Below are 20,581 nucleotides of genomic sequence, written 5' to 3' on the forward strand. Positions count from 1 at the left end.
CAATTGGAGGCGATGATGTCGCTGAATTCCAATGGATCACCTGCAGTCGTTTCGGCAAGTAAAAGTAAAGGGAAGTTTCGTTACGTGATTCTGACGGTACTGTCAGTGGGTATCGCCATTAACTACATCGATCGTGCGGCGATGAGTGTCGCCATGCCATTTATGAGCGAGGAGCTGCACATCTCGCCCACCGACAGCGGTTTGCTGCTGTCCGCCTTCTTCTGGAGCTATGTGCTGTTCCAGCTGCCCGGCGGTTGGCTGGTTGATCGGCTTGGCCCGCGCATCACCTTCGCGTTAAGTAGCCTCGGCTGGGGATTAGCCACCGCGGCCTGCGGCTTAGCCAGCAGCATAGCCGCGTTGGTTGGCTTTCGGTTTGTACTGGGCGCGGTAGAAGCACCGAGTTATCCCGCCAGTTCGTCAACGGTGACACGCTGGTTCCCGCGTCAGGAACGCAGCTTTGCCGCCGCGACCTTTAATAACGGCAGCAAAATCGGCGGCACGCTGGCGATTCCAATTATCTCGCTGCTGATTGCATGGGTTGGCTGGCGCGCCACCTTTGTGATTTCTGGCGTGGTGGCGGTAGGTTGGGCACTGGGTTGGTATCTGTGGTATCGCGAACCGCGCGATCACCCTTCCGCCACCGCCGAAGAAGTGGCCTTCATTGAAGCGAATCAGGATGCGGAAACCGGCGCTCCGATGAGCATTCGCCAGCTACTGACCCAGCGCACGGTGCAGGCAATGATGGCGGGCTTCTTCTGCATCAACTTCGTCTCTTATTTCTTCTTCACCTGGTTCCCTACCTATCTGGTGGAAACCTTCCATCTTTCGTTGATGAAGTTCGGCTTGCTCGGCATGTTGCCCGGCGTGGCGGCGATTATCGGCGGCTGGTGCGGTGGCTTGCTTTCCGACAGCCTGGTGCGTCGCGGTTACTCACTGAGCGTCGCGCGAAAAATTCCGTTGGTGGGTGGCATGCTCGGCAGCGCGACCATTGGCTTAGCCGCCTTTTCGCCGACGGTGGGCCTGGCGCTGGCGGCATTGTGTTTTGCCAACTTCTCGGCAACCTTTGCTTCCGCCGCGCTGTGGGCGCTGCCGTCTGACGTTGCGCCAAACCGCGCCAACGTCGCCACCATCGGCGGTATCCAAAACATGGCTGCCAACCTGGCGGGCATCATCTCGCCGATCATGATTGGCGTGATTATGCAGTACACCCATTCATTCGTTATCCCATTAGAAATCGCAGGCGTGGTGGGCATTATTGGCGCGCTGATTTACGGTTTCTGGCTGCCGCGCGTAACGCCGATGACGCTGAACAACGCCCAGCCACTGGATGCATCTGCAAGGAGTGAAGTATGAATACCCGCTGGAAGAAACGGCCTGCACTGTCAACCTGGGGCGATTTTGGTCCCGACGATCAGTTGGGTCGTCTGAATTTGCTGACCGCCGCCAAGGTACTTGAAGGGATTGCCGAAGTGCGTGAAGGCCAAACGTTTTGCCTGAGCCTGCCGCTGGATCTGCCTGGCGGCACGGCGATGAATCCACGTCGCCCACCGCCGCAGCTTAACGCCACGCGGCGTGGTGAAAACGCCAATATGACCTATCCACTGTCGCGGGATGATGCACGCCTGAGCGATGTCATCTGTGACGACAGCGTGACGCTGGCGCTGCAGTACTCAACGCAATGGGACAGTCTGGCGCACATGGGGCAATGGTTCGATGTGAACGATAACGGCGATGCCGAAATGGTGTTCTACAACGGCTATAAAGCGGGAGTGGATATTGTCGGTGAAACCGATTATCGCGGCGGCTGTGGTTGTGATAGCGGTACGCATCTCGGTGCAAAAGCATTGGGTATTGAGAATATGGCGCAGCACGGTATTCAGGGTCGTGCGGTGATGATCGATATCAAACGCCATTTCGGTATTAGGCGTTTCGCCTTTGGTTATCAGCATCTGATGCAGATCATCGAGGCCGATAATATCGACGTTCGGCCCGGCGATCTTGTGTGCTTCCGTACCGGCATGGATGAAGCGATTATTGAAATGAACGGTGAACCCGATATGGCTTATCTCAACAGCCATTTTGCCGGGCTGGATGGTAGCGATCCGGCGCTGCGTCAATGGGTACATGACAGCGGCGTGGTTGCGCTGCTGGCTGACAATCCTGCGGTGGAAATTCTGCCCGCTAAACCTCTTAACAATGATTTTTATCCGTCACATCCGCTGCACGATCTCTGCCTGTTTCGGCTTGGGGTTTATCTCGGTGAACTGTGGCTGATGAGTCCGCTGGCTGACTGGCTGGCCCTACAGCAACGAACCGCGTTTCTGCTCACTGCACCGCCGCTGCGCCTGCCTGGTGCGGTGGGTTCACCTGCCACGCCGGTGGCGACGGTGTAAATTTACTCTCCCTAAACCCTACGGTGACGCGCAAAAAGAGCAAAAATGCCATTGCAGTCACCCTCATTGTGAGGCTTCACCATGAGTACATCGCAACAAGAAATCAGCATCCCGGTCGCCGATCATCACTTGCCGACCACCTTTCGTGGGTATCTGCGCAGTTTTGGTCCTGGCTTAGTGCTGGCGATGACCTTTCTCGGCACCGGTGATCTGGTGGCTTCCACCGTCGCGGGCGCCAATTATGGTTATGACCTGCTCTGGACGCTGATCATCGCCCTGCTCGCGCGTGGTTTTATGATCTCCTACATCGCCAAATACACCTTGATGAACCGCTTTGGTGATAACGACATTATTCAAGGCTACAAACGCGTCTGGCGCGGCTTTCCACTGTTTTTTGGCATCCTGATCGCCATTGTGGCGTTCGTGGTGCAGATGAGTTTTTTACGTGCCGGTGCGGTGGGTCTTTATCAGCTTTTTAATCATTTCGGCGGCGAAACCTGGGGCGTGTTTCTCTGGAGCGTGGTGATTGTGAGCATGACGCTGCTGATGATGCTGACACGCAATCAATATCGTCACCTCGAAACGCTGGCGCGAATTGCGTCGGTGATTATGATTGGCTCGTTTTTGTATGCGATGATCAAGGTCGGTCATTTTGATGTTAGCGGCTTTCTGCGCGGCCTGACTTTCGGCCTGCCGGAAAACGCCGGGCCTTTTTTTGCCGTGTTCATTGCTGTCTCGACCATTGGCGCTATTGGCGGCTCCACCAGCAACCTGCTCTATCCCGGTTTCATGCGTGACAAAGGTTGGGTTGGGCCGAAATACCGCAAGCTACAACAGCTTGACTTGCTGTTTGGCATGTTACCGATGCTGGTGATTAACGTGCTGTTCTGGAGTGTGGCCGCCGAAGTGGTGCACGGTTCGGGCAGCACCATCGCCGATGAAAATGATCTTTCTGCCATGATGTCCAGCGTCGTCGGCCCAGCCGGGCCTTACTTGCTGTGGACCTGTATTTTTCTCGCCAGCTTTACCAGTTTTCCTTCGCAGTCTCGCGGCTTCTGTTCATTGATTTTCAGCTGTGTGCATCACACGGGAAACCTGAATCAACGTTACGCAACACCAGATGATAATCCGTGGTTTAAGCGGGTGCAGATTGCGGTCTATATCATTCTGCCGATTCTTGTCACCTTTCCCGGTGCGCCAGATTTAGTGATGCTGAATATCCTCGGCACCAGCGTCGCGACCTCTTTGGTCTTGCCGCCGCTGCTGGTTGGGCTGTTTATCATGACCAGCCGCAAGCGTTTCATGATGGAAGGTCAGGCAAATCGCCTGTGGGAACAGGCGTTGTTGGGGGTGATTTCACTGATTGGAATCTGGTCGACGTTTGAAATTGTACGCAATTTCTTTCGTCAAATAACGCATATTCTTTAAGCCGGAACGCAGGTTGAGCGGCGAATGCGGCTCAACCTTTATGGCCATATTGCTGAAGGAATTGGCGATAAGCTGCGATCACCAACAAAAAATCCTCTACACCACAGAATGACAGGCTCTCTTCATCGTAATAGTTCATGCCTTCTTCCATGCCGTCATCTTCCAGTGCCAGCAGATTAGCGCGGATCATCACCTCTTCTTCATCCAGCAAAATGGTGTATTCGCTGCCGACGCGCTGCCATTGTCGCACGCTGCCTTTTACCTCTTCGATGGCCGCTTCCACTTCATCCAGCAATCCGAGATCATTTTTCACTTCTTCATTAAACCAATGGCCAACTGCTTCATGATCCATCGACATGCGCACTTTAATCTGGCCCGTTACATCTCGTAAAAACTCATATTCCATTGCGTTATCCTCTTGCTCTCGCGGCTCACCTTGCACTCCCTGAGTGCATTTTGTGCGCAGCCTGCCCTCTACATTGTGACAGATGGCGCATTATTGCAGGCCACAGCGCCCTTTGCAGCGTTTTTCCCTTGATGAAAGTCTGGCGCGTTTCTTGCGTGTAACAAAGTGTGTAATCCCGCAGACGTTGCTTTCCCATTCATCCAAAGAGGTCCCTGCTATGGAATTGAAATGGTTTGAAGATTTTCTCAGCGTTGCCCGTAGTAACAGTTTTACCCGCGCTGCCGATGAGCGTCACATTACTCAATCCGCCCTGAGTCGTCGGATACGGCAATTAGAAGAGTGGCTTGGCGTGCCGCTGTTTAATCGCAAAACCTATCCGGTGACCTTAACCCCAGAGGGGCAAATCTTTCTTGCTACCGCCAGGGAAACGGTATTCTCCATGACGCATCTGCGTAACGATTTACATCAACGCTTTCGTTCACGTACTGCGGTGCTGCGTTTTGCCATGCTGAATACCCTTTCGCTGACCTTTTTCCTGACTGGATTCAGCGGCTCAATTTGAAACAACAGCTGGGCTACATTCGTATGTGCAATTCGAAACCGAGCTTTATTGAGCATATCGCCACGCTTCACAGCGGTGAAACCGATTTTCTCCTGACTTATGCCCATGATGCCGTGTCGCTGATCCATCAGCTCGCGCCTTATCCGATGGTGCAACTGGGACGTGAGCGCGCCATTGCTGTTTGTCGTCCCGACAGCAGCGGCAAGCCGCTCTATCCGGTTGATCCGCATGGCGGACCGATTCCGTGGATCAGCTACGGACAACACTCCTTTTTGCCCATGCGCTGGCACAAATGCTGAGTGAACGTCCTTTGCCATTGGAAGCGGTATACGAAAACGGTATGTCGGTGAATTTGAAAGCGATGGTGCTGGCAGGTGGCGGCGTCGCCTGGCTGCCGCTCAGCCTGATTCATCAGGAACTGGCCAGCGGCATGCTGGTACGCGCAGACGACAGCCGCTGGGATATGTCGCTGGCGATCCGCCTCTATCGACAACCGGTGTTACAGAACCCGCAGGCGGAATTGCTGTGGGATCGGGTACAGCAACTTCAACCTGCTACTGCGGCGTGAATGAAAACTATGCAATTTTGGAATGGGTTGTGTGAATTGCTCATTGGCCTTTTGCCAACCTGTTCGCCCATGCTGACGACACAGAGACGTGAAAGCGTCTGCCGCTGTGCGGGTCAACCAATCTGGGGATTGCAATGGAAAACAAAGCGTTAGTCTGGAAGTGGGTTGAAGAACACCAAGCAACTTTTTGTGCACTCAGCGATCGGGTCTGGGGTATGCCAGAGATTTGTTATACCGAATACCGCTCGGTCGCTGAGCATACCGCGATGCTAAAACAGCAAGGATTCCGTGTGACTGAAAACGTTGCGGATATTCCCACTGCCGTGATGGGTGAAGCGGGCGATGGCGGGCCGATCATCGCTTTCTTGGGTGAATATGATGCGTTGCCCGGATTGAGTCAGGCGGCAGGCGTAGCGTCCTATTCACCCTTGCCAGGCAACGGCAACGGCCATGGCTGCGGTCACAACTTATTGGGTTCAGCCGCCATGCTGGCCGCCACTGCGATGAAAGCCTGGTTGGAAGAAACCGGCCTCCCTGGTCGCGTACGCTACTACGGATGTCCCGCGGAAGAAGGCGGTGCAGCTAAATCCTTTATGGCGCGCGCTGGCGCATTTGACGGCGTTGATGTAGCGATTACCTGGCACCCTGGCGCTCATCATGAAGTGGCAAAACCGCTGTCACTGGCGAATACCCGCATGGACTTTTTCTTCACTGGCCGTTCTTCTCACGCCGCCGCCTCGCCGCATTTGGGCCGCAGCGCGTTAGATGGTGTCGAACTGATGAACGTTGGCGTGCAGTATCTGCGTGAACACGTGCCACAGGATTCGCGTATTCACTACGCCATGCTCGATTCTGGTGGTATCGCACCCAACGTGGTGCAGGCGAAAGCTGCGGTGCGCTATGCCATTCGCTCACGCGATGTTCACGCCATGTTTGATCTTAACGAACGCGTCAAACGCGTGGCGCAAGGTGCAGCGATGATGACTGACACTAAAGTGGAGATCAGCATCATGAGCGCGGTGTCCAACCTGTTGGGCAACCGTCCATTGGAAGAAGCGATGCAGCGCAACCTTGAGGCGCTTGGGCCGGTGGCTTTCGACCAAGCCGACCTCGCTTTCGCGGCTGACATTCAAGCGACCTTGTCGCCCGAAGAGATCGACAGCTGCTACCGCAAAACCGGCGTGAAACCGGCTAATCCTAAGCCGCTCAGCGATTACATCATTCCTCTCGATACACAGGGTGAAGTGATGATTGGCTCGACCGACGTTGGTGACGTCAGTTGGGTGATTCCGACCGTGCAGGCGCATGTGCCGACCATGGCCATTGGCACGCCGGGCCATTCATGGCAACTGACTGCGCAAGGCAAAATGCCCGCCGCACACAAAGGCCTGACGCATGTTGCCAAAGTCATGGCAGCGACCGCTGTTGATGTGCTGACAGACAAAGTGCTGTTAGCTCAGGTGAAAAAAGCCCATTTCGAACAGATCAGTGAAAAGCCTTATCACTGCCCGATTCCACCCGACGTTAAGCCACCGATTCAGCCACGCCCGGATAACCTGTAATCCTCTGGAGAGAATAATGAAAGCAACACAGATTACCGCCGCGTTAGCGTTGGCTGGGGCCTGCTGCGCGCCGCTTCAGGCTGCTACCCCGCCCGATTCACTGGTGATGGCGTGGAACATTGACGCCATTAGCACCTGGGATCCGGCCCAAATTGGCGAAGTGGTGACCAGTGAAATCTACGCGAATACCTGCGACACGTTAGTGGATTTTAAGCTGAGCGATGAAAAAGAGCTGGTGCCAAACCTGGCGAAAACCTGGGATGTTTCAGCCGATCGCAAAACGATTACCTTTCACTTGCAGGACAATCTGAAATTCGCCGATGGATCGTCCGCCACCGCAGGCGATCTGGCCTGGTCAATGCAGCGCGTGGTGAAACTCGGATACGGCAACGCCGCAGCGATTAAAGAGTACGGTTTCACCAAAGAAAACGTTGATAGCCTGATTACCGCGCCTGACGACAACACGCTGGTGATGGCCTTCGATAAAGCCTATCCCACCAATCTTCTCCTTCAGGCGATTGCCGCCAACAACGTCTCTTCGCTGCTCAATCGCAAATGGGTCGAACAGCAAGCGGTGGACGGCGATCTCGGGCATAAATATCTCTCTACGCATACCGCCTGTGTTGGGCCGTATCAGATGATGCGCTGGAATGCGGGCGAAGGCGTGGTGCTTCAGGCTTCACCCCATTATTGGGGCAAAGCGCCGGCACTAAAACGCGTGTTGATTCGTCACGTTGCAGAAACCGGCACGCAGCGGCTGTTATTAACCAAAGGCGATGTGGATATTGCTCGCGATCTCTCCGCTGACGATCTTAAAACGCTGGATGAAGGCGGTCAGGTCAAAGTGGAAAAAGCCCTTAAACCGCAGCTTTTTTCTGGACCTTCAACAATGAAGATCCCATTTTCAAGAATGAAAAAGTGCGTCTGGCGATGCGTTATCTGATCGATTACGACGGCCTGGCGAAAAGCGTCATGCCCTACCTTGGCGTCCCTCACGCCAGCTTCGTGCAGCTTGGCGCCTTTGGTGCGCTGGATGAACAGGCGGGCCAACCGTTTAAACTCGATCTCGACAAAGCCAAACAACTGCTAACCGAAGCCGGTTATCCCAATGGTTTCAGCGCGTCGGTGATCTTCGGCACTCTGCCGCACTCCGCGCCAATTGCGCAAAGTGTGCAGCAGAATGCCGCGAGGATCGGCGTCAAGTTAACCCTTGAACGCATGGCGAACGCCCAACTGTTTAGCCGGGCGCGGGGCCGCGAATTCCAGAGTGCGATGATGGCATGGCAAACGTCGGTGCCCGATGCCTACGGCAACGCCTCGCGCTTAGTGTTCAATCCTGACAACCGCAAAGAAGCCCGCGCGACGCAATATCCTAGCTGGCGTGCTGCCTACTACGACCCGACGATGAACCAAAAGGTCAATGCCGCCTTGCTGGAACCGGATGACATCAAGCGCAGCGCGATGTATGCCGATCTGCAACGTGAGCAGATGGAGAAAGGCCCGATGGCGATCATGTTCCAGATGTACAACAGCGCCGGGATCAGTCCGGTGGTGAAGAACTGGACCTGGAACGGTTTCCGCGTCTGGTACGGTGACGCAAGCAAGTAACGGAGGTAACAGATGTCTCAGGTGATCACACCCACATCGATCAATACCTCGCCCTCTCCCTTATGGCGCCTTTGCAGGCGCCTGTTTCGGGGCTAATTTCAATCGCTTTTACCCTGCTGGGACTGGCCGCATTAACCTTTTTTATTGGCCGACTGCTGCCGATCGATCCGGTCGTTGCAGTGATTGGTGATAACGCCAGTCAGGAAGCCTACGACAAGATGTTTCATCAGTTAGGGCTGGATCAACCGCTGTGGCAGCAATTTATCGATTACGTCTGGCAGCTGCTGCATTTCAACTTTGGTACCGCGTTGACCACCAGCCATCCCGTGGCTGAAGACATTGCCCGCGTGTTTCCGGCCACGTTGGAGCTGGCCACCGTGGCGGCGATCCTGGGTGTTGGACTCGGCATTCCGGCGGGGGTTTATGCCGCAATGTACCGTAATTCGTGGTTCGATCATCTCATCCGTTTCGTTGGCTTATTAAGCTATTCCACACCCCATTTCTGGCTCGGTTTAATGGGATTACTGCTGTTTTATGCCACTTTGGGCTGGATCGGCGGGCCCGGACGCATCGATTTTCTCTATGAGTTTGACCTGCAACCGGTGACCGGATTCTGGCTGATCGACAGCGCATTAAGCGGCAACTGGGCGGTATTCAAAAATGTGTTCGGCCACATCATTTTGCCCGCCTCGATTCTTGGCCTGAGCGCGCTGGCCTACATCAGCCGTATGACGCGCAGCTTTATGATTGAGCAGCTGTCGCAGGAGTACATCATCACCGCACGCGTCAAGGGGTTGTCGTGGTCGCGCTGTGTCTGGATCCACGCCTTCCGCAATATCGCCGTGCCGACGCTCACTGTGGTGGCGCTATCCTGGGCCTGGCTGCTGGAGGGCGCAGTGCTGACCGAAACGGTGTTTGCCTGGCCCGGTTTTGGCCGCTACCTGACGAATGCACTGCTGGCGGGAGACATGAACGCGGTGGTCGGCTGCACGCTGCTGATTGGTGCGATCTTTGTTGGCCTGAATATTCTCTGCGATCTGCTGTATCGCATCTTCGATCCGCGAACCCGTCAGGAGGATCAATGACCGATTCTGCCCATAAAACCCTGCGAGTCCGTCCTCAGAGCGGCCTGCGTGCCTGGCTGAGCGATCCGGCTCCACACTCTCCGTTGCAGGCGCAGGTTCAGCTCGGCTGGATCCAGTGGCGCCGTTTTTGCGCCAACCACTCCGCGCTGTTTGGTTTGCTGGTATTGCTGGTGATTATCGCGGCAGCGCTGTTTGCGCCGTGGCTGGCCACGCAGGATATCTTCGCGCAGAACCTGGCGTTTCGCCTGCAAGCGCCCAATGCCCAGCACTGGTTGGGCACCGATGAGCTGGGACGCGATATCTTTAGCCGCCTGCTCTACGGTGCACGCATTACCTTGTATATCGCTGCACTCACCGCTCTGATCATCACGCCGCTCGGCCTGCTGATTGGCACCGCCGCAGGTTATCTGGGCGGCTGGGTCGATACGGTGTTGATGCGATTAGTTGATATCTTTCTCGCCTTTCCCAGCCTGATTCTGGCGCTGGCGTTTGTCGCTGCACTCGGCCCCGGCATCGAAAACGCCATCATCGCCATTTCTCTCTCCGCGTGGCCGCCGATTGCTCGCCTGGCACGCGCCGAGACGCTGGCAATCCGCAAGATGGATTACATTGCGGCGGTGCGGCTACAAGGTGCGTCTTCGTGGCACATCATCGTACGTCACATCATTCCAATGTGCCTGCCTTCGGTGGTGGTGCGCGTCACGCTCAATATGGCGGCGATCATTCTCACTGCCGCCGGGCTGGGCTTTCTCGGTCTGGGCGCACAAGCCCCCAGCCCGGAATGGGGCGCGATGCTGGCTTCAGGTCGTGAGTTCATGCTGAACAACGGTTGGATCGCCGCCATTCCCGGTTTAGCCATCCTTTTCACCAGTCTGGCTTTCAATTTGTTGGGTGATGGCCTGCGCGACGTAATGGATATTCGCCATGAGTAATCAACTGCTGAAGGTAGAGAATCTCAATATCGTTTTCAAAGGCGCGCATGAAGATCATCACGCGGTACGCGACGTCAGTTTTCAAGTCGGGCGTGAAAAAGTCGCGATCGTCGGCGAATCCGGTTCCGGCAAATCACAAACCTGCCGCGCACTGCTGAAACTCACCCCGAAAATCGCTCAGGTAAGCGCGACGAAAATGCAGTTTGGTGACATTGATTTGCTCAACAGCAGCGAGCGAAAAATGCGCACGGTTCGTGGCAATCGCATTTCGATGATTTTGCAGGATCCGCGTTTTTCTCTGAATCCGCTGATGCGCATTGGCGATCAGGTGGCGGAAGCCTGGCGCATTCACAGCCGCGTGAGCCGAAAGGAAGCGCAGACACGGGCGCGTGAAATGCTGGCTTCAGTGCATATCCGTGAAGTGGAGAAAGTCGCACAGCTTTACCCGCATGAAATTTCGGGCGGCATGGGACAGCGCGTGATGATTGCCATGATGCTGATCCCCGAACCCGATTTGATTATTGCCGATGAACCGACCTCGGCGCTGGACGTTACCGTGCGTCAGCAGGTGCTGCATATTTTGGATGAGCAGCTGTCACGACGTCAGACCGGTTTGTTGTTCATTACCCACGATCTCAATCTGGTTTCACGTTTCTGCGATCGCGTGCTGGTGATGTACGCCGGACGCATTGTTGAAGAGATTCGCGCTGATCGGCTGGAACACGCCCAGCATCCTTACACGCAGGCATTGCTGGCCAGCCAGCCGCGACTGCATCATCCCGTTGAATTGCTTCGCGTGCCCAGGCGTGATCCTGCCTGGTTACATGGCCCCCGTTTCCGTGATGGAGTTGCCCTATGACCCCGATTCCAGGCACTGAACGCAGTATCGAAACGGTTAATCTCAGCATCGCATTCGGTAAAGGTGCGCAATATCGTCAGGTAGTCGATGACGTCAGCATCACGCTGGCGCATGGCGATTGTTATGGTCTGATCGGCGAATCGGGTTGTGGGAAATCCACCATTTTGCGTGCCCTCGCCGGCCTTAATCACGATTACCAAGGTCATATCCTGTTCAATAACCGTGAGCAGCAGCCGCTGCGCGATAAGGCATTTTATCGTCAGGTTCAGATGGTATTTCAGGATCCTTATGCCTCGCTGCATCCGCGTAAAATGGTGTGGAACAGCCTGCGAGAACCCTTGAAGCTGCATCGGATGGATCGTCATGAAGCCCGCATCAGCGATGTGTTGAATGCAGTGGGCCTGTCAGATGCGTTTCGTTATCGCTATCCCCATCAGCTTTCGGGTGGGCAACGCCAGCGCGTGGCGATTGCGCGTGCGCTGATTCTTGAGCCTTCGGTGTTATTGCTGGATGAGCCGACCTCGGCGCTGGATGTCTCGGTGCAGGCTGAAATTTTGAACCTGCTCAGCGTGATGCGAAAACAGCGGCAATTAACCTATCTGATGGTGACGCACGATTTGGCGGTAGTGACGCATTTGTGTCAACGCGTCGGCATTATGCATCACGGCAAGCTGCTGGAAGAGTTGAGCGCCGATACGTTACGGCGCGGTGCCGCTAATGAACCTTACACGCGCCAGTTTCTGGCTGCCAGCGAGGCATAACTGATGACGTTGATCGAAACTTTAGCGCGCTGGTGTGCCGAGCCGCCCGCCTTCTCGCCTCACGCACAGCAGCTGGCGCGTGAGGCTATTACCGACACGCTGGCCTGCCTGGTTGCCGGGCGCGACGATTTTTCTACCCGCGCCGTAGCACAAGCCTGGTCTGCCGATGCCCGCAGCGTGGCGGTCGATGCACTGATTAACGCGACCGCAGCGCATGCAATCGACTTTGACGACAACTTCGCGCCGGGGATGAGCCACGCTTCTGCCGTTTTAGTGCCAGCGCTGCTCGCGGTGGCACTGGCTGAAAAGTGCAGCGGATCGGCGCTGATCAAAGCCTATTTAATTGGCTTGCAGGCGCAGGCATTTATCGGCGATGCGGTGGGATATGGTCATTACACCGCAGGCTGGCACGGCACCTCAACCGTTGGTTGCATTGGCAGCGCGGCGGGCGTGGCGGCGTTGATGGGTCACGATGCGGTGGCGATTGCGCGTTCGCTGAGCATTGCCGTTAGCCTCGCTAGCGGTGTAAAAGGCCAGTTCGGTACGCCATTAAAACCCTTCCATGCCGGGATGGCGGCACGTAACGCCGTTGACGCCGCAACGCTGGCAAGCACCGGTATCAGCGGTCGTCTGGACATCATTGAATGCCCAATGGGGTTTGCTGAACTCTACGATGGGAGGCTGCAGGTGCCGACGCTGCCGGAAAGCAGCGATCCGCATGTAATTGAAAGCATCGGCGTGATGCCAAAGAAACATCCCTGCTGCGGTTCTACTCATCGCATTCTCGACGCCATTGCCGACCTGCAACAGCAGCAGCAGTTTCAGTTGGATGATATTGAACAGATACATTGTCAGGTGGGCATTGCGAACTGGCGTAATCTCGCCTATACACAGCCAGAAGATGAGATGCAGGCACGCTTTTCCATGCCCTATTGCGTGGCGGTGATGTTACAGCAAGGCGCATTAAGCGTGGCCGATTTTACTGCCGAGGCGGTAAAGCATCAGGCACAAAATCCCTTGTTATTGCGGGTAAAAATGGACGCCTGGACGCCAGAGCAGGAAGCAGAACAGCGTGATTTACCGCATATACTGACGCTGACGCTAAAAGAAGGTCGAGAAATCATCCATTCACGTTATCAGGCCAAAGGAACGCAAGCTGAACCTTTTAGTGAGGCGGAGCGGCGATCAAAATTTTTGGATTGCTGTGGCGAACTCGCCGATCGGGAACGGCTTTTTTCTCGCTTGTCTGCGCTGGAACAGGAAACTACGCTGCATTTTTTACGGGAAATGATGGCGTAAACAGAAAAGAAAAAGGGGCGAATTATCGCCCCTTGTTGCTATCGCTTGACGATTAAACCGCGGTCTGGAAAATCACGCCGTCGGCTTTCTCAGTGTACTGATCCAGCTTATCGAAGTTCAGGTAGCGGTAAGTATCGGTGGCAGTCTTATCCACCTGCGCCATGAACTGCTGATACTCTTCTGGCGTAGGCAGCTTGCCTAACAGAGAAGAGACCGCAGCCAGTTCCGCTGACGCCAGGAAGACATTCGCGCCGGTTCCCAAACGGTTCGGGAAGTTACGGGTTGAAGTCGATACCACGGTTGCGCCGTCTGCTACACGTGCCTGGTTACCCATACACAGTGAACAGCCTGGAATCTCGATACGTGCACCGCTCTTACCGAAGACGCTGTAATAGCCCTCTTCTGTCAGCTGCGCGGCATCCATTTTGGTTGGCGGAGCCACCCAAAGACGCGTTGGCAACTGGCCTTTGTGACTGTCGAGCAGTTTACCGGCAGCGCGGAAGTGACCGATGTTGGTCATGCATGAACCGATGAAGACTTCATCGATCTTCTCGCCCTGTACGTCAGACAACCAGCGAGCATCGTCTGGATCGTTCGGTGCGCACAGGATCGGCTCTTTGATCTCAGCCAGATCGATATCGATAACGGCGGCATATTCTGCATCCGCATCAGCTTCAAGCAGCTGAGGATCGTCCAACCATTTCTGCATGCCTTCAACACGGCGCTCAAGCGTACGACGATCGCCATAACCTTCAGCAATCATCCACTTCAGCAGCACGATATTGGAGCTGAGGTACTCTTTGATCGGAGCCTGATCCAGCTTGATGGTACAGCCTGCGGCAGAACGTTCTGCTGACGCATCGGTCAGTTCGAATGCCTGCTCAACTTTCAGATCTGGCAAGCCTTCAATTTCCAGGATGCGGCCAGAGAAGATGTTTTTCTTCCCTTTCTTCTCAACGGTCAGCAAACCTTGCTTGATGGCGTAAAGCGGAATCGCATGCACCAGATCGCGCAACGTGATGCCCGGCTCCATCTTACCTTTGAAGCGCACCAACACCGATTCCGGCATGTCGAGCGGCATCACGCCCGTTGCAGCAGCAAACGCCACCAGACCAGAACCCGCCGGGAAAGAGATACCGATTGGGAAACGGGTGTGAGAATCACCGCCGGTGCCGACCGTATCTGGCAGCAGCATGCGGTTCAGCCATGAGTGAATCACGCCGTCGCCTGGACGCAGTGACACACCGCCACGGTTCATGATGAAGTCTGGCAGCGTATGGTGCGTGTTCACGTCAACCGGCTTTGGATATGCCGCAGTGTGACAGAACGACTGCATCACCAGATCGGTGGAGAAGCCAAGACACGCCAAATCTTTCAGTTCATCACGGGTCATTGGACCGGTAGTGTCCTGAGAACCGACGGAAGTCATTTTTGGTTCGCAATAGGCGCCTGGGCGAATGCCAACGGTGCCGCATGCACGACCCACCATCTTCTGTGCCAGCGAGTAACCGCGGCTGCTTTCTGCCACATCTTTCGCCTGGCGGAAGACATTGCTGATTGGCAAGCCCAGTGACTCACGCGCTTTGCTGGTCAAGCCGCGACCGATGATCAGCGGAATACGGCCACCGGCGCGCACTTCGTCAATCAGAACTTCGGTTTTCAGCTCAAAGTTAGCGAGCAGATCGCCGGTTTCATGGTTGCGGACTTCGCCTTTGAACGGATAGATGTCAATAACATCACCCATGTTCAGGTCGCTAACGTCGACTTCAATCGGCAGTGCACCGGCATCTTCCATGGTGTTAAAGAAGATTGGCGCAATTTTGCTGCCTAATACCACGCCGCCGCCTTTCTTGTTTGGCACGTTCGGGATGTCGTCACCCATAAACCACAGCACCGAGTTGGTGGCAGATTTACGTGATGAACCGGTACCGACAACATCACCGACGTACGCCAGCGGGAAGCCTTTGGCTTGCAGCGCTTCGATCTGTTTGATCGGGCCGACACTGCCTGCTTCATCTGGCTCAATGCCTTCACGGGCATTTTTCAGCATCGCTAAAGCATGCAATGGGATGTCTGGACGTGACCACGCATCCGGCGCTGGAGAGAGGTCATCCGTGTTGGTTTCACCGGTTACTTTGAAAACCGTAACAGTGATTTTTTCTGCTAACTCTGGACGAGACAGATACCACTCGGCGTCTGCCCAGGATTGCATCACCTGTTTGGCATATTCATTGCCCGCTTTGGCTTTCTCTTCTACATCGTAGAAGCTGTCAAACATCAGCAGCGTGCGAGAAAGCGCCTTCGCAGAGATAGGTGCCAGTTTGGCATCATCAAGAGCTTCAATCAGCGGATGAATGTTGTAACCGCCTTGCATGGTGCCGAGCAGTTCAACCGCTTTTTCAGGGGATACCAGAGGAGAGGTTGCTTCGCCCTTGGCGATGGCCGCCAGGAATCCCGCTTTTACATACGCCGCTTCATCGACGCCGGGTGGAACACGGTTGACCAAAAGATCGATCAAAAATTCATCTTCACCCGCAGGCGGGCTTTTCAGCAGTTCAACCAGCGCGGCCATCTGGGAAGCATCTAAAGGCTTAGCTACGATTCCCTGGGCTGCACGCTCGGCAACGTGCTTACGGTATTCTTCTAGCACGACTTTCTCCTCGCTCTCATTGTATGGGTTTCCGGTGCACCCCGATGACAAAGCATTCCGTGAGTAGGGTAAGGTGCCCGGTTCCGCGTGGGGCAGCATAGCAGGATTTCGCCTGATTGTTAATCTGTTTACAAAAAAGCAACATTGTTAACTTCTGTAGCAGATTTAGCTAGAAAACGCCGTTGAGACGAAAAAAGCAGGGCATTACGCACCTGCTTTTTAACTAATGAGGAGCAGATTATGGGTTATCAACCAAGCCCATTTCTGCGCGGGAATAGCGTTCACCCTGAACGTTCTGCGCGGCAAAGAGCGCATCGAGTTGAGCTACATCTGCCGCCTGTATCCTGACATTGACTGCCGCACAGTTATCTTCCAGATGATGAATTTTACTGGCGCCAGGAATCGGTACAATATCTTCACCTTTTGCTAATACCCACGCCAATGCCATTTGTGCCGCAGTAATATCATAACCTTGTGCCATTTTAGTGAGTTGATTAACTAACTTTTGGTTATGCTCCTGCGCCTGTTGCTGAAAACGCGGTAAACCGCGACGGAAATCATCTTCCGCGAATGTGTGACTTAGCTTGCCCGTCAGGAAACCGCGTCCGAGTGGGCTGTAAGGCACGAATCCGATGTTTAACTGACGACAGGCCGCTAAAATTCCCTGCTCCGGGTCGCGCGTCCATAACGAATATTCACTTTGTACCGCTGAGATGGGATGTACCGCATGCGCACGATGCAAGGTCGCTGCAGAGATTTCTGACAGCCCGAGATAGCGAACTTTGCCCTCCTTCACTAACGCCGCCATCACACCTACCACCTCTTCAATCGGCACGTTGGGATCGAGGCGATGCTGATAAAGAAGCTCAATGGTTTCCACCCCTAAACGCTGTAACGATCCTTCTACTGCGCGGCGGATATGTGCCGGATCGCTGTTTACGCCCGTGACGCGCTGCCAGCCCTCGCCCTCTTCATTAATGCGGAAACCAAACTTTGTGGCGATTTTTACCTGACCATGCCGACCTTTAATCGCTTTCGCGATCAGTTCCTCATTGGTAAAAGGCCCGTACACTTCAGCGGTATCGAGAAAATCCACGCCCAGATCGAATGCACGATTAAGCGTGTTTAGTGCCTGCTGCGCATCATTTTGGCCATAAGCGAACGTCATCCCCATGCAGCCTAAACCCAATGCTGATACGCGTAATCCCTGATTGCCCAATTGACGTTGTTGCATGGTTCTCTCCTCGTTGTGTTCAGTGTTAATGTTATAACCCTCAACAATCACGGCAACAATTGTGCTTATCTTGCCGATTTAGTGAGTAAAACTCAGCAATGACCCATCATCGCGCCACGCTTCAGGAACTTGAAATGTTCGCTGCTATCGCTCAGCACCGCAGCTTTCGTAAGGCTGCAGAGGAGCGAAATGTCACGCCTTCTGCACTCAGTCACGCCATGCGCAATTTTGAGCAGCGCCTGGACGTGCGGCTGTTAAATCGCACTACACGTAATGTGGCGCTGACCGAAGCGGGCGAACGTTTTCTCCAGCGCATTCAACCCGCTTTACTCGACTTGTCCCAGGCGGTGGATGAACTCAATGACTGGCGCAGCGATCCGCGTGGAACCCTAAAGCTCAATATGCCGCGCTCGGCAGAAGCCTTGTTCTTCGACTCGCTGATTTTGCCGTTTGTGCAGCGCTATCCTGAGATTACGCTTGAGATCGACAGCAACGATGCGCTGGTAGATATCATTGATGCTGGATATGACGCGGGTATTCGCTACGGCGATGTACTGGCGCAGGACATGATTGCCCTGCCTTTCGGCCCGCCAATGCGCGCGCTGGCGGTGGCAAGCCCTGCTTATATTGCGCGCTACGGCGCACCGGAAACGCCAGATGCCCTACTGAAATTTCCCTGTATTGAGCGCCGCTTTCCCAGCGGCCGTCGTTATCGTTGGGAATTTTGGACGGAGGGACGGAAACAGGAAGTCTCTGTCAGCGGCACGCTGGTCCTGGATAATAACGAACGTATTTTGCAGGCGGCGCTGGCAGGTGCAGGGATCGCCTTTTTGCACCAGGCTACCGTGGAACAAAGCCTGGCTGAAGGGACGTTAGTGGAGGTACTCGCGGAATATACTGGCTATGCAGAAGGGTTCTGGCTCTATTATCCCAGCCGTCGTTATTTATCGACGCCGCTAAGACATTTCATTAAATGGTTGCGAGAGAATAAGGATTGAGCCAATCAATAATTACATTTAAATGAATCATTAAAATTAAAAAATTGAGCGATAAAAAGCGAGCCATATTGAACACGGCTTGCTTTGACGTCATTAAAAGAGAAATCAATCTACCCTTCATTGCGCAAAGCCAAACGACACTCGCCTCATTAAAAAATCAAGCCAGATAAAAACCCACCTTTAACTTTTTAATTTTATGAATCGCATTACAATCTCACTCATTAACTTACTTAAATTCAATAAGAAAACACACGTAAGGGAATAAAAAAGAGAAATTAAATAAGACGTGAGTCGAGAGCCGCTGGGCGCTTGAGGCTTCCTGCCTCAGTTATCAGCCTTAGGGAGAAGGAGAAATCCCCACTGATAATATCGCTTGCATAAAAAAGAGACGTTATTATGAAGTCGCAATAGGGGTTATTCATTATTTATGGCTAATACTTTTAGGGTTAACGCTAGCGCGTTGCTACGCCTTATGTGAGGTACGGTTAAACGTAATGATCATCAAAGTTTCGGCTGTGCTTAATGAAGAAAAAAGCAGTAAGCACTTCGTTAAGTGCAGAGTTCACGCTGCCATTTCTGATAATGTAAATATTAGCTTTATCGACCTTTATCCGTTATAAATATTCCATTTTCCTTATTTTTTAATTTAATACTTTTAAAGGCATGCATAATAAAAAACGGCTCCTTTCGGAGCCGCTTAATTAATTACGCAGGCGCTTATTTCTTTTCGCTTTCGCGTTTGGCAGATCGGTGATGCTGCCTTCAAAGATTTCTGCCGCCAGACCAACGGATTCATGCAGCGTTGGGTGAGCATGGATAGTCAATGCGATATCTTCCGCATCGCAGCCCATCTCAATCGCCAGGCCGATTTCGCCCAGCAGCTCGCCGCCGTTAGTCCCGACAACGGCACCACCAATCACACGGTGCGTTTCTTTGTCGAAAATCAGCTTGGTCATGCCGTCTGCACAGTCAGAAGCGATAGCACGACCTGAAGCAGCCCACGGGAAAGTGGACGTTTCATAGCTAATGCCTTTCTCTTTCGCTTCTTTCTCGGTCAGACCCACCCAGGCAACTTCTGGCTCGGTGTAAGCAATTGATGGAATCACTTTTGGATCAAAGTAGTGCTTCAGACCAGAAATCACTTCAGCGGCAACGTGACCTTCGTGCACACCTTTGTGCGCCAGCATTGGCTGACCGACGATATCGCCGATAGCGTAGATGTGCGGCACATTGGTACGCATTTGCTTGTCAACGCGGATGAAGCCACGATCGTCCACTTCCACGCCCGCTTTACCCGCATCAAGACCTTTACCGTTTGGCACACGACCAATCGCAACCAGCACCGCATCATAACGCTGCGCTTCGCCCGGAGCTTTTTTGCCTTCCATAGAAACGTAGATGCCGTCATCTTTCGCTTCAACAGCGGTGACTTTCGTTTCCAGCATCAAGTTGAATTTCTTGCTGATGCGTTTGGTAAAGACTTTTACTACGTCTTTATCGGCAGCCGGGATCACCTGGTCGAACATTTCAACCACATCGATCTCTGAACCCAGCGCTTTATAAACGGTCGCCATTTCCAGACCGATAATACCGCCGCCCATAACCAGCAGACGTTTCGGCACTTCTTTCAGCTCCAGCGCGTCTGTGGAATCCCATACGCGGGGATCTTCATGAGGAATAAATGGCAGTTCAATTGGACGTGAACCCGCAGCGATAATGGCGTTGTCGAAGTTAATGGTGGTTGATCCACCTTCGCCTTCAACCACCAGCGTGTTGGCACCTGTAAATTTGCCGAGGCCAGTAACCACTTTCACTTTACGGCCTTTCGCCATACCCGCGAGGCCACCAGTCAACTGGTTGATAACCTTCTCTTTCCAGGAACGAATTTTGTTGATGTCAGTTTGCGGCTGGCCAAACACGATACCGTGCTCTTCCAGAGCTTTGGCTTCGTCGATCACTTTGGCGACGTGCAGCAGCGCTTTTGACGGGATACAGCCTACGTTCAGACAAACACCACCGAGGGTGCTGTAACGCTCAACGATTACGGTTTCCAGACCTAAATCAGCGCAACGGAAGGCTGCAGAGTAACCTGCAGGACCTGCCCCAAGTACCACGACTTGAGTTTTAATCTCTGTACTCATCATGACCTCTTATTTGATATCCGGCGGGTCAGACGTTCTTATGATGCCCTTGTTCCACCGGGACTTTCACCGCAAGAGTTTACAGAATTGTTAAC

At 53.9% G+C, this 20,581-nt stretch carries 16 protein-coding genes and 2 pseudogenes; 14 read left to right on the plus strand and 4 right to left on the minus strand.

From position 1 onward, the window contains the following. The first annotated feature begins 15 nt into the window (after positions 1-15). The 3 genes from KQP84_RS18315 to KQP84_RS18325 all read left to right on the plus strand — a co-directional run bounded on the left by KQP84_RS18315 (position 16) and on the right by KQP84_RS18325 (position 3,821). Complete coding sequence (locus tag KQP84_RS18315) at positions 16-1,353, plus strand: MFS transporter (protein WP_215848337.1); 1,338 nt, start codon at positions 16-18, stop codon at positions 1,351-1,353. Then, the gene (locus KQP84_RS18320) at positions 1,350-2,393 is read left to right on the plus strand and encodes a cyclase family protein (protein WP_215847603.1); all 1,044 of its coding nucleotides are present in this window, start codon (positions 1,350-1,352) and stop codon (positions 2,391-2,393) included. The genes KQP84_RS18315 and KQP84_RS18320 overlap by 4 nt, the downstream gene beginning before the upstream one ends. A gap of 81 nt (positions 2,394-2,474) precedes the next feature. Next, on the plus strand, positions 2,475-3,821 hold the full coding sequence (locus KQP84_RS18325) for an Nramp family divalent metal transporter (RefSeq protein ID WP_215847604.1): 1,347 nt from the start codon (positions 2,475-2,477) through the stop codon (positions 3,819-3,821). Positions 3,822-3,852: 31 nt separating this feature from the next. Here KQP84_RS18325 and yacL read toward each other — a convergent pair whose 3' ends face one another. After that, positions 3,853-4,227 (minus strand): protein YacL, encoded by a 375-nt coding sequence (gene yacL / locus KQP84_RS18330; RefSeq protein ID WP_215847605.1) that lies wholly within the window; start codon positions 4,225-4,227, stop codon positions 3,853-3,855. Between the two features lie 217 nt (positions 4,228-4,444). Between yacL and KQP84_RS25495 the strand changes: the two genes are divergently transcribed. From KQP84_RS25495 to KQP84_RS18370, 10 genes and pseudogenes are all read left to right on the plus strand, one after another. Beyond that, positions 4,445-4,789, plus strand: coding sequence for a LysR family transcriptional regulator (locus KQP84_RS25495; RefSeq protein ID WP_252515303.1), 345 nt, complete (start codon positions 4,445-4,447; stop codon positions 4,787-4,789). Beyond that, a complete protein-coding gene (locus tag KQP84_RS25500) occupies positions 4,786-5,088 on the plus strand; it encodes a LysR family protein (RefSeq protein WP_252515304.1) in 303 nt (100 codons plus the stop codon). Before KQP84_RS25495 ends, KQP84_RS25500 begins: the two co-directional genes overlap by 4 nt. Further along, positions 5,082-5,357, plus strand: coding sequence for a LysR substrate-binding domain-containing protein (locus KQP84_RS25505; protein WP_252515305.1), 276 nt, complete (start codon positions 5,082-5,084; stop codon positions 5,355-5,357). The genes KQP84_RS25500 and KQP84_RS25505 overlap by 7 nt, the downstream gene beginning before the upstream one ends. Before the next feature lie 134 nt (positions 5,358-5,491). Then, entirely contained in the window at positions 5,492-6,919 is a 1,428-nt protein-coding gene (locus tag KQP84_RS18340) for a M20 family metallopeptidase (RefSeq protein ID WP_215847606.1), read from the plus strand. 16 nt (positions 6,920-6,935) lie between these two features. After that, positions 6,936-8,527: pseudogene (locus KQP84_RS25990) on the plus strand (ABC transporter substrate-binding protein). A gap of 12 nt (positions 8,528-8,539) precedes the next feature. Beyond that, positions 8,540-9,612 (plus strand): annotated as a pseudogene (locus KQP84_RS18350) (ABC transporter permease). Continuing rightward, complete coding sequence (locus KQP84_RS18355) at positions 9,609-10,544, plus strand: ABC transporter permease (protein ID WP_215847607.1); 936 nt, start codon at positions 9,609-9,611, stop codon at positions 10,542-10,544. Before KQP84_RS18350 ends, KQP84_RS18355 begins: the two are co-directional and overlap by 4 nt. Beyond that, positions 10,537-11,403: an ABC transporter ATP-binding protein gene (locus KQP84_RS18360; protein ID WP_215847608.1), complete on the plus strand. Its 867-nt coding sequence runs from the start codon at positions 10,537-10,539 to the stop codon at positions 11,401-11,403. Before KQP84_RS18355 ends, KQP84_RS18360 begins: the two co-directional genes overlap by 8 nt. Further along, positions 11,400-12,164 carry an ABC transporter ATP-binding protein gene (locus KQP84_RS18365; protein ID WP_215847609.1) on the plus strand — a complete coding sequence of 255 codons (765 nt, stop codon included), beginning with the start codon at positions 11,400-11,402 and terminating at the stop codon, positions 12,162-12,164. Before KQP84_RS18360 ends, KQP84_RS18365 begins: the two co-directional genes overlap by 4 nt. 3 nt (positions 12,165-12,167) lie before the next feature. Next, positions 12,168-13,463, plus strand: coding sequence for an MmgE/PrpD family protein (locus tag KQP84_RS18370; protein WP_215847610.1), 1,296 nt, complete (start codon positions 12,168-12,170; stop codon positions 13,461-13,463). A gap of 52 nt (positions 13,464-13,515) precedes the next feature. Here KQP84_RS18370 and acnB read toward each other — a convergent pair whose 3' ends face one another. After that, a complete protein-coding gene (gene acnB / locus KQP84_RS18375; RefSeq protein ID WP_215847611.1) occupies positions 13,516-16,113 on the minus strand; it encodes a bifunctional aconitate hydratase 2/2-methylisocitrate dehydratase in 2,598 nt (865 codons plus the stop codon). A gap of 238 nt (positions 16,114-16,351) precedes the next feature. Next, positions 16,352-17,347 (minus strand): aldo/keto reductase, encoded by a 996-nt coding sequence (locus tag KQP84_RS18380; protein WP_215847612.1) that lies wholly within the window; start codon positions 17,345-17,347, stop codon positions 16,352-16,354. A 98-nt stretch (positions 17,348-17,445) separates the two neighbouring features. On the opposite strand from KQP84_RS18380, the gene KQP84_RS18385 reads away from it, so the two are divergent. Further along, positions 17,446-18,345, plus strand: coding sequence for a LysR family transcriptional regulator (locus KQP84_RS18385; protein ID WP_215847613.1), 900 nt, complete (start codon positions 17,446-17,448; stop codon positions 18,343-18,345). A gap of 701 nt (positions 18,346-19,046) precedes the next feature. On the opposite strand, the gene lpdA is transcribed toward KQP84_RS18385, so the two are convergent. Further along, entirely contained in the window at positions 19,047-20,486 is a 1,440-nt protein-coding gene (gene lpdA, locus KQP84_RS18390) for a dihydrolipoyl dehydrogenase (protein ID WP_215848338.1), read from the minus strand. Positions 20,487-20,581: the final 95 nt, after the last annotated feature.

Origin of the sequence: Candidatus Pantoea bituminis, assembly GCF_018842675.1 — a bacterium.
GTDB lineage: Bacteria > Pseudomonadota > Gammaproteobacteria > Enterobacterales > Enterobacteriaceae > Pantoea > Pantoea phytostimulans.

What these genes read in the sequence shown, in the direction of transcription:
- KQP84_RS25495 (WP_252515303.1), top strand. Translation starts at nt 4,445, where the DNA reads ATGGAATTGAAATGGTTTGAAGATTTTCTCAGCGTTGCCCGTAGTAAC.
- KQP84_RS18360 (WP_215847608.1), top strand. Translation starts at nt 10,537, where the DNA reads ATGAGTAATCAACTGCTGAAGGTAGAGAATCTCAATATCGTTTTCAAA.
- KQP84_RS18355 (WP_215847607.1), top strand. Translation starts at nt 9,609, where the DNA reads ATGACCGATTCTGCCCATAAAACCCTGCGAGTCCGTCCTCAGAGCGGC.
- KQP84_RS18340 (WP_215847606.1), top strand. Translation starts at nt 5,492, where the DNA reads ATGGAAAACAAAGCGTTAGTCTGGAAGTGGGTTGAAGAACACCAAGCA.
- KQP84_RS18320 (WP_215847603.1), top strand. Translation starts at nt 1,350, where the DNA reads ATGAATACCCGCTGGAAGAAACGGCCTGCACTGTCAACCTGGGGCGAT.
- lpdA (WP_215848338.1), bottom strand. Translation starts at nt 20,486, where the DNA reads ATGAGTACAGAGATTAAAACTCAAGTCGTGGTACTTGGGGCAGGTCCT.
- KQP84_RS18370 (WP_215847610.1), top strand. Translation starts at nt 12,168, where the DNA reads ATGACGTTGATCGAAACTTTAGCGCGCTGGTGTGCCGAGCCGCCCGCC.
- yacL (WP_215847605.1), bottom strand. Translation starts at nt 4,227, where the DNA reads ATGGAATATGAGTTTTTACGAGATGTAACGGGCCAGATTAAAGTGCGC.
- KQP84_RS25505 (WP_252515305.1), top strand. Translation starts at nt 5,082, where the DNA reads ATGCTGAGTGAACGTCCTTTGCCATTGGAAGCGGTATACGAAAACGGT.
- KQP84_RS18325 (WP_215847604.1), top strand. Translation starts at nt 2,475, where the DNA reads ATGAGTACATCGCAACAAGAAATCAGCATCCCGGTCGCCGATCATCAC.
- KQP84_RS18380 (WP_215847612.1), bottom strand. Translation starts at nt 17,347, where the DNA reads ATGCAACAACGTCAATTGGGCAATCAGGGATTACGCGTATCAGCATTG.
- KQP84_RS18385 (WP_215847613.1), top strand. Translation starts at nt 17,446, where the DNA reads ATGACCCATCATCGCGCCACGCTTCAGGAACTTGAAATGTTCGCTGCT.
- KQP84_RS18365 (WP_215847609.1), top strand. Translation starts at nt 11,400, where the DNA reads ATGACCCCGATTCCAGGCACTGAACGCAGTATCGAAACGGTTAATCTC.
- KQP84_RS18315 (WP_215848337.1), top strand. Translation starts at nt 16, where the DNA reads ATGTCGCTGAATTCCAATGGATCACCTGCAGTCGTTTCGGCAAGTAAA.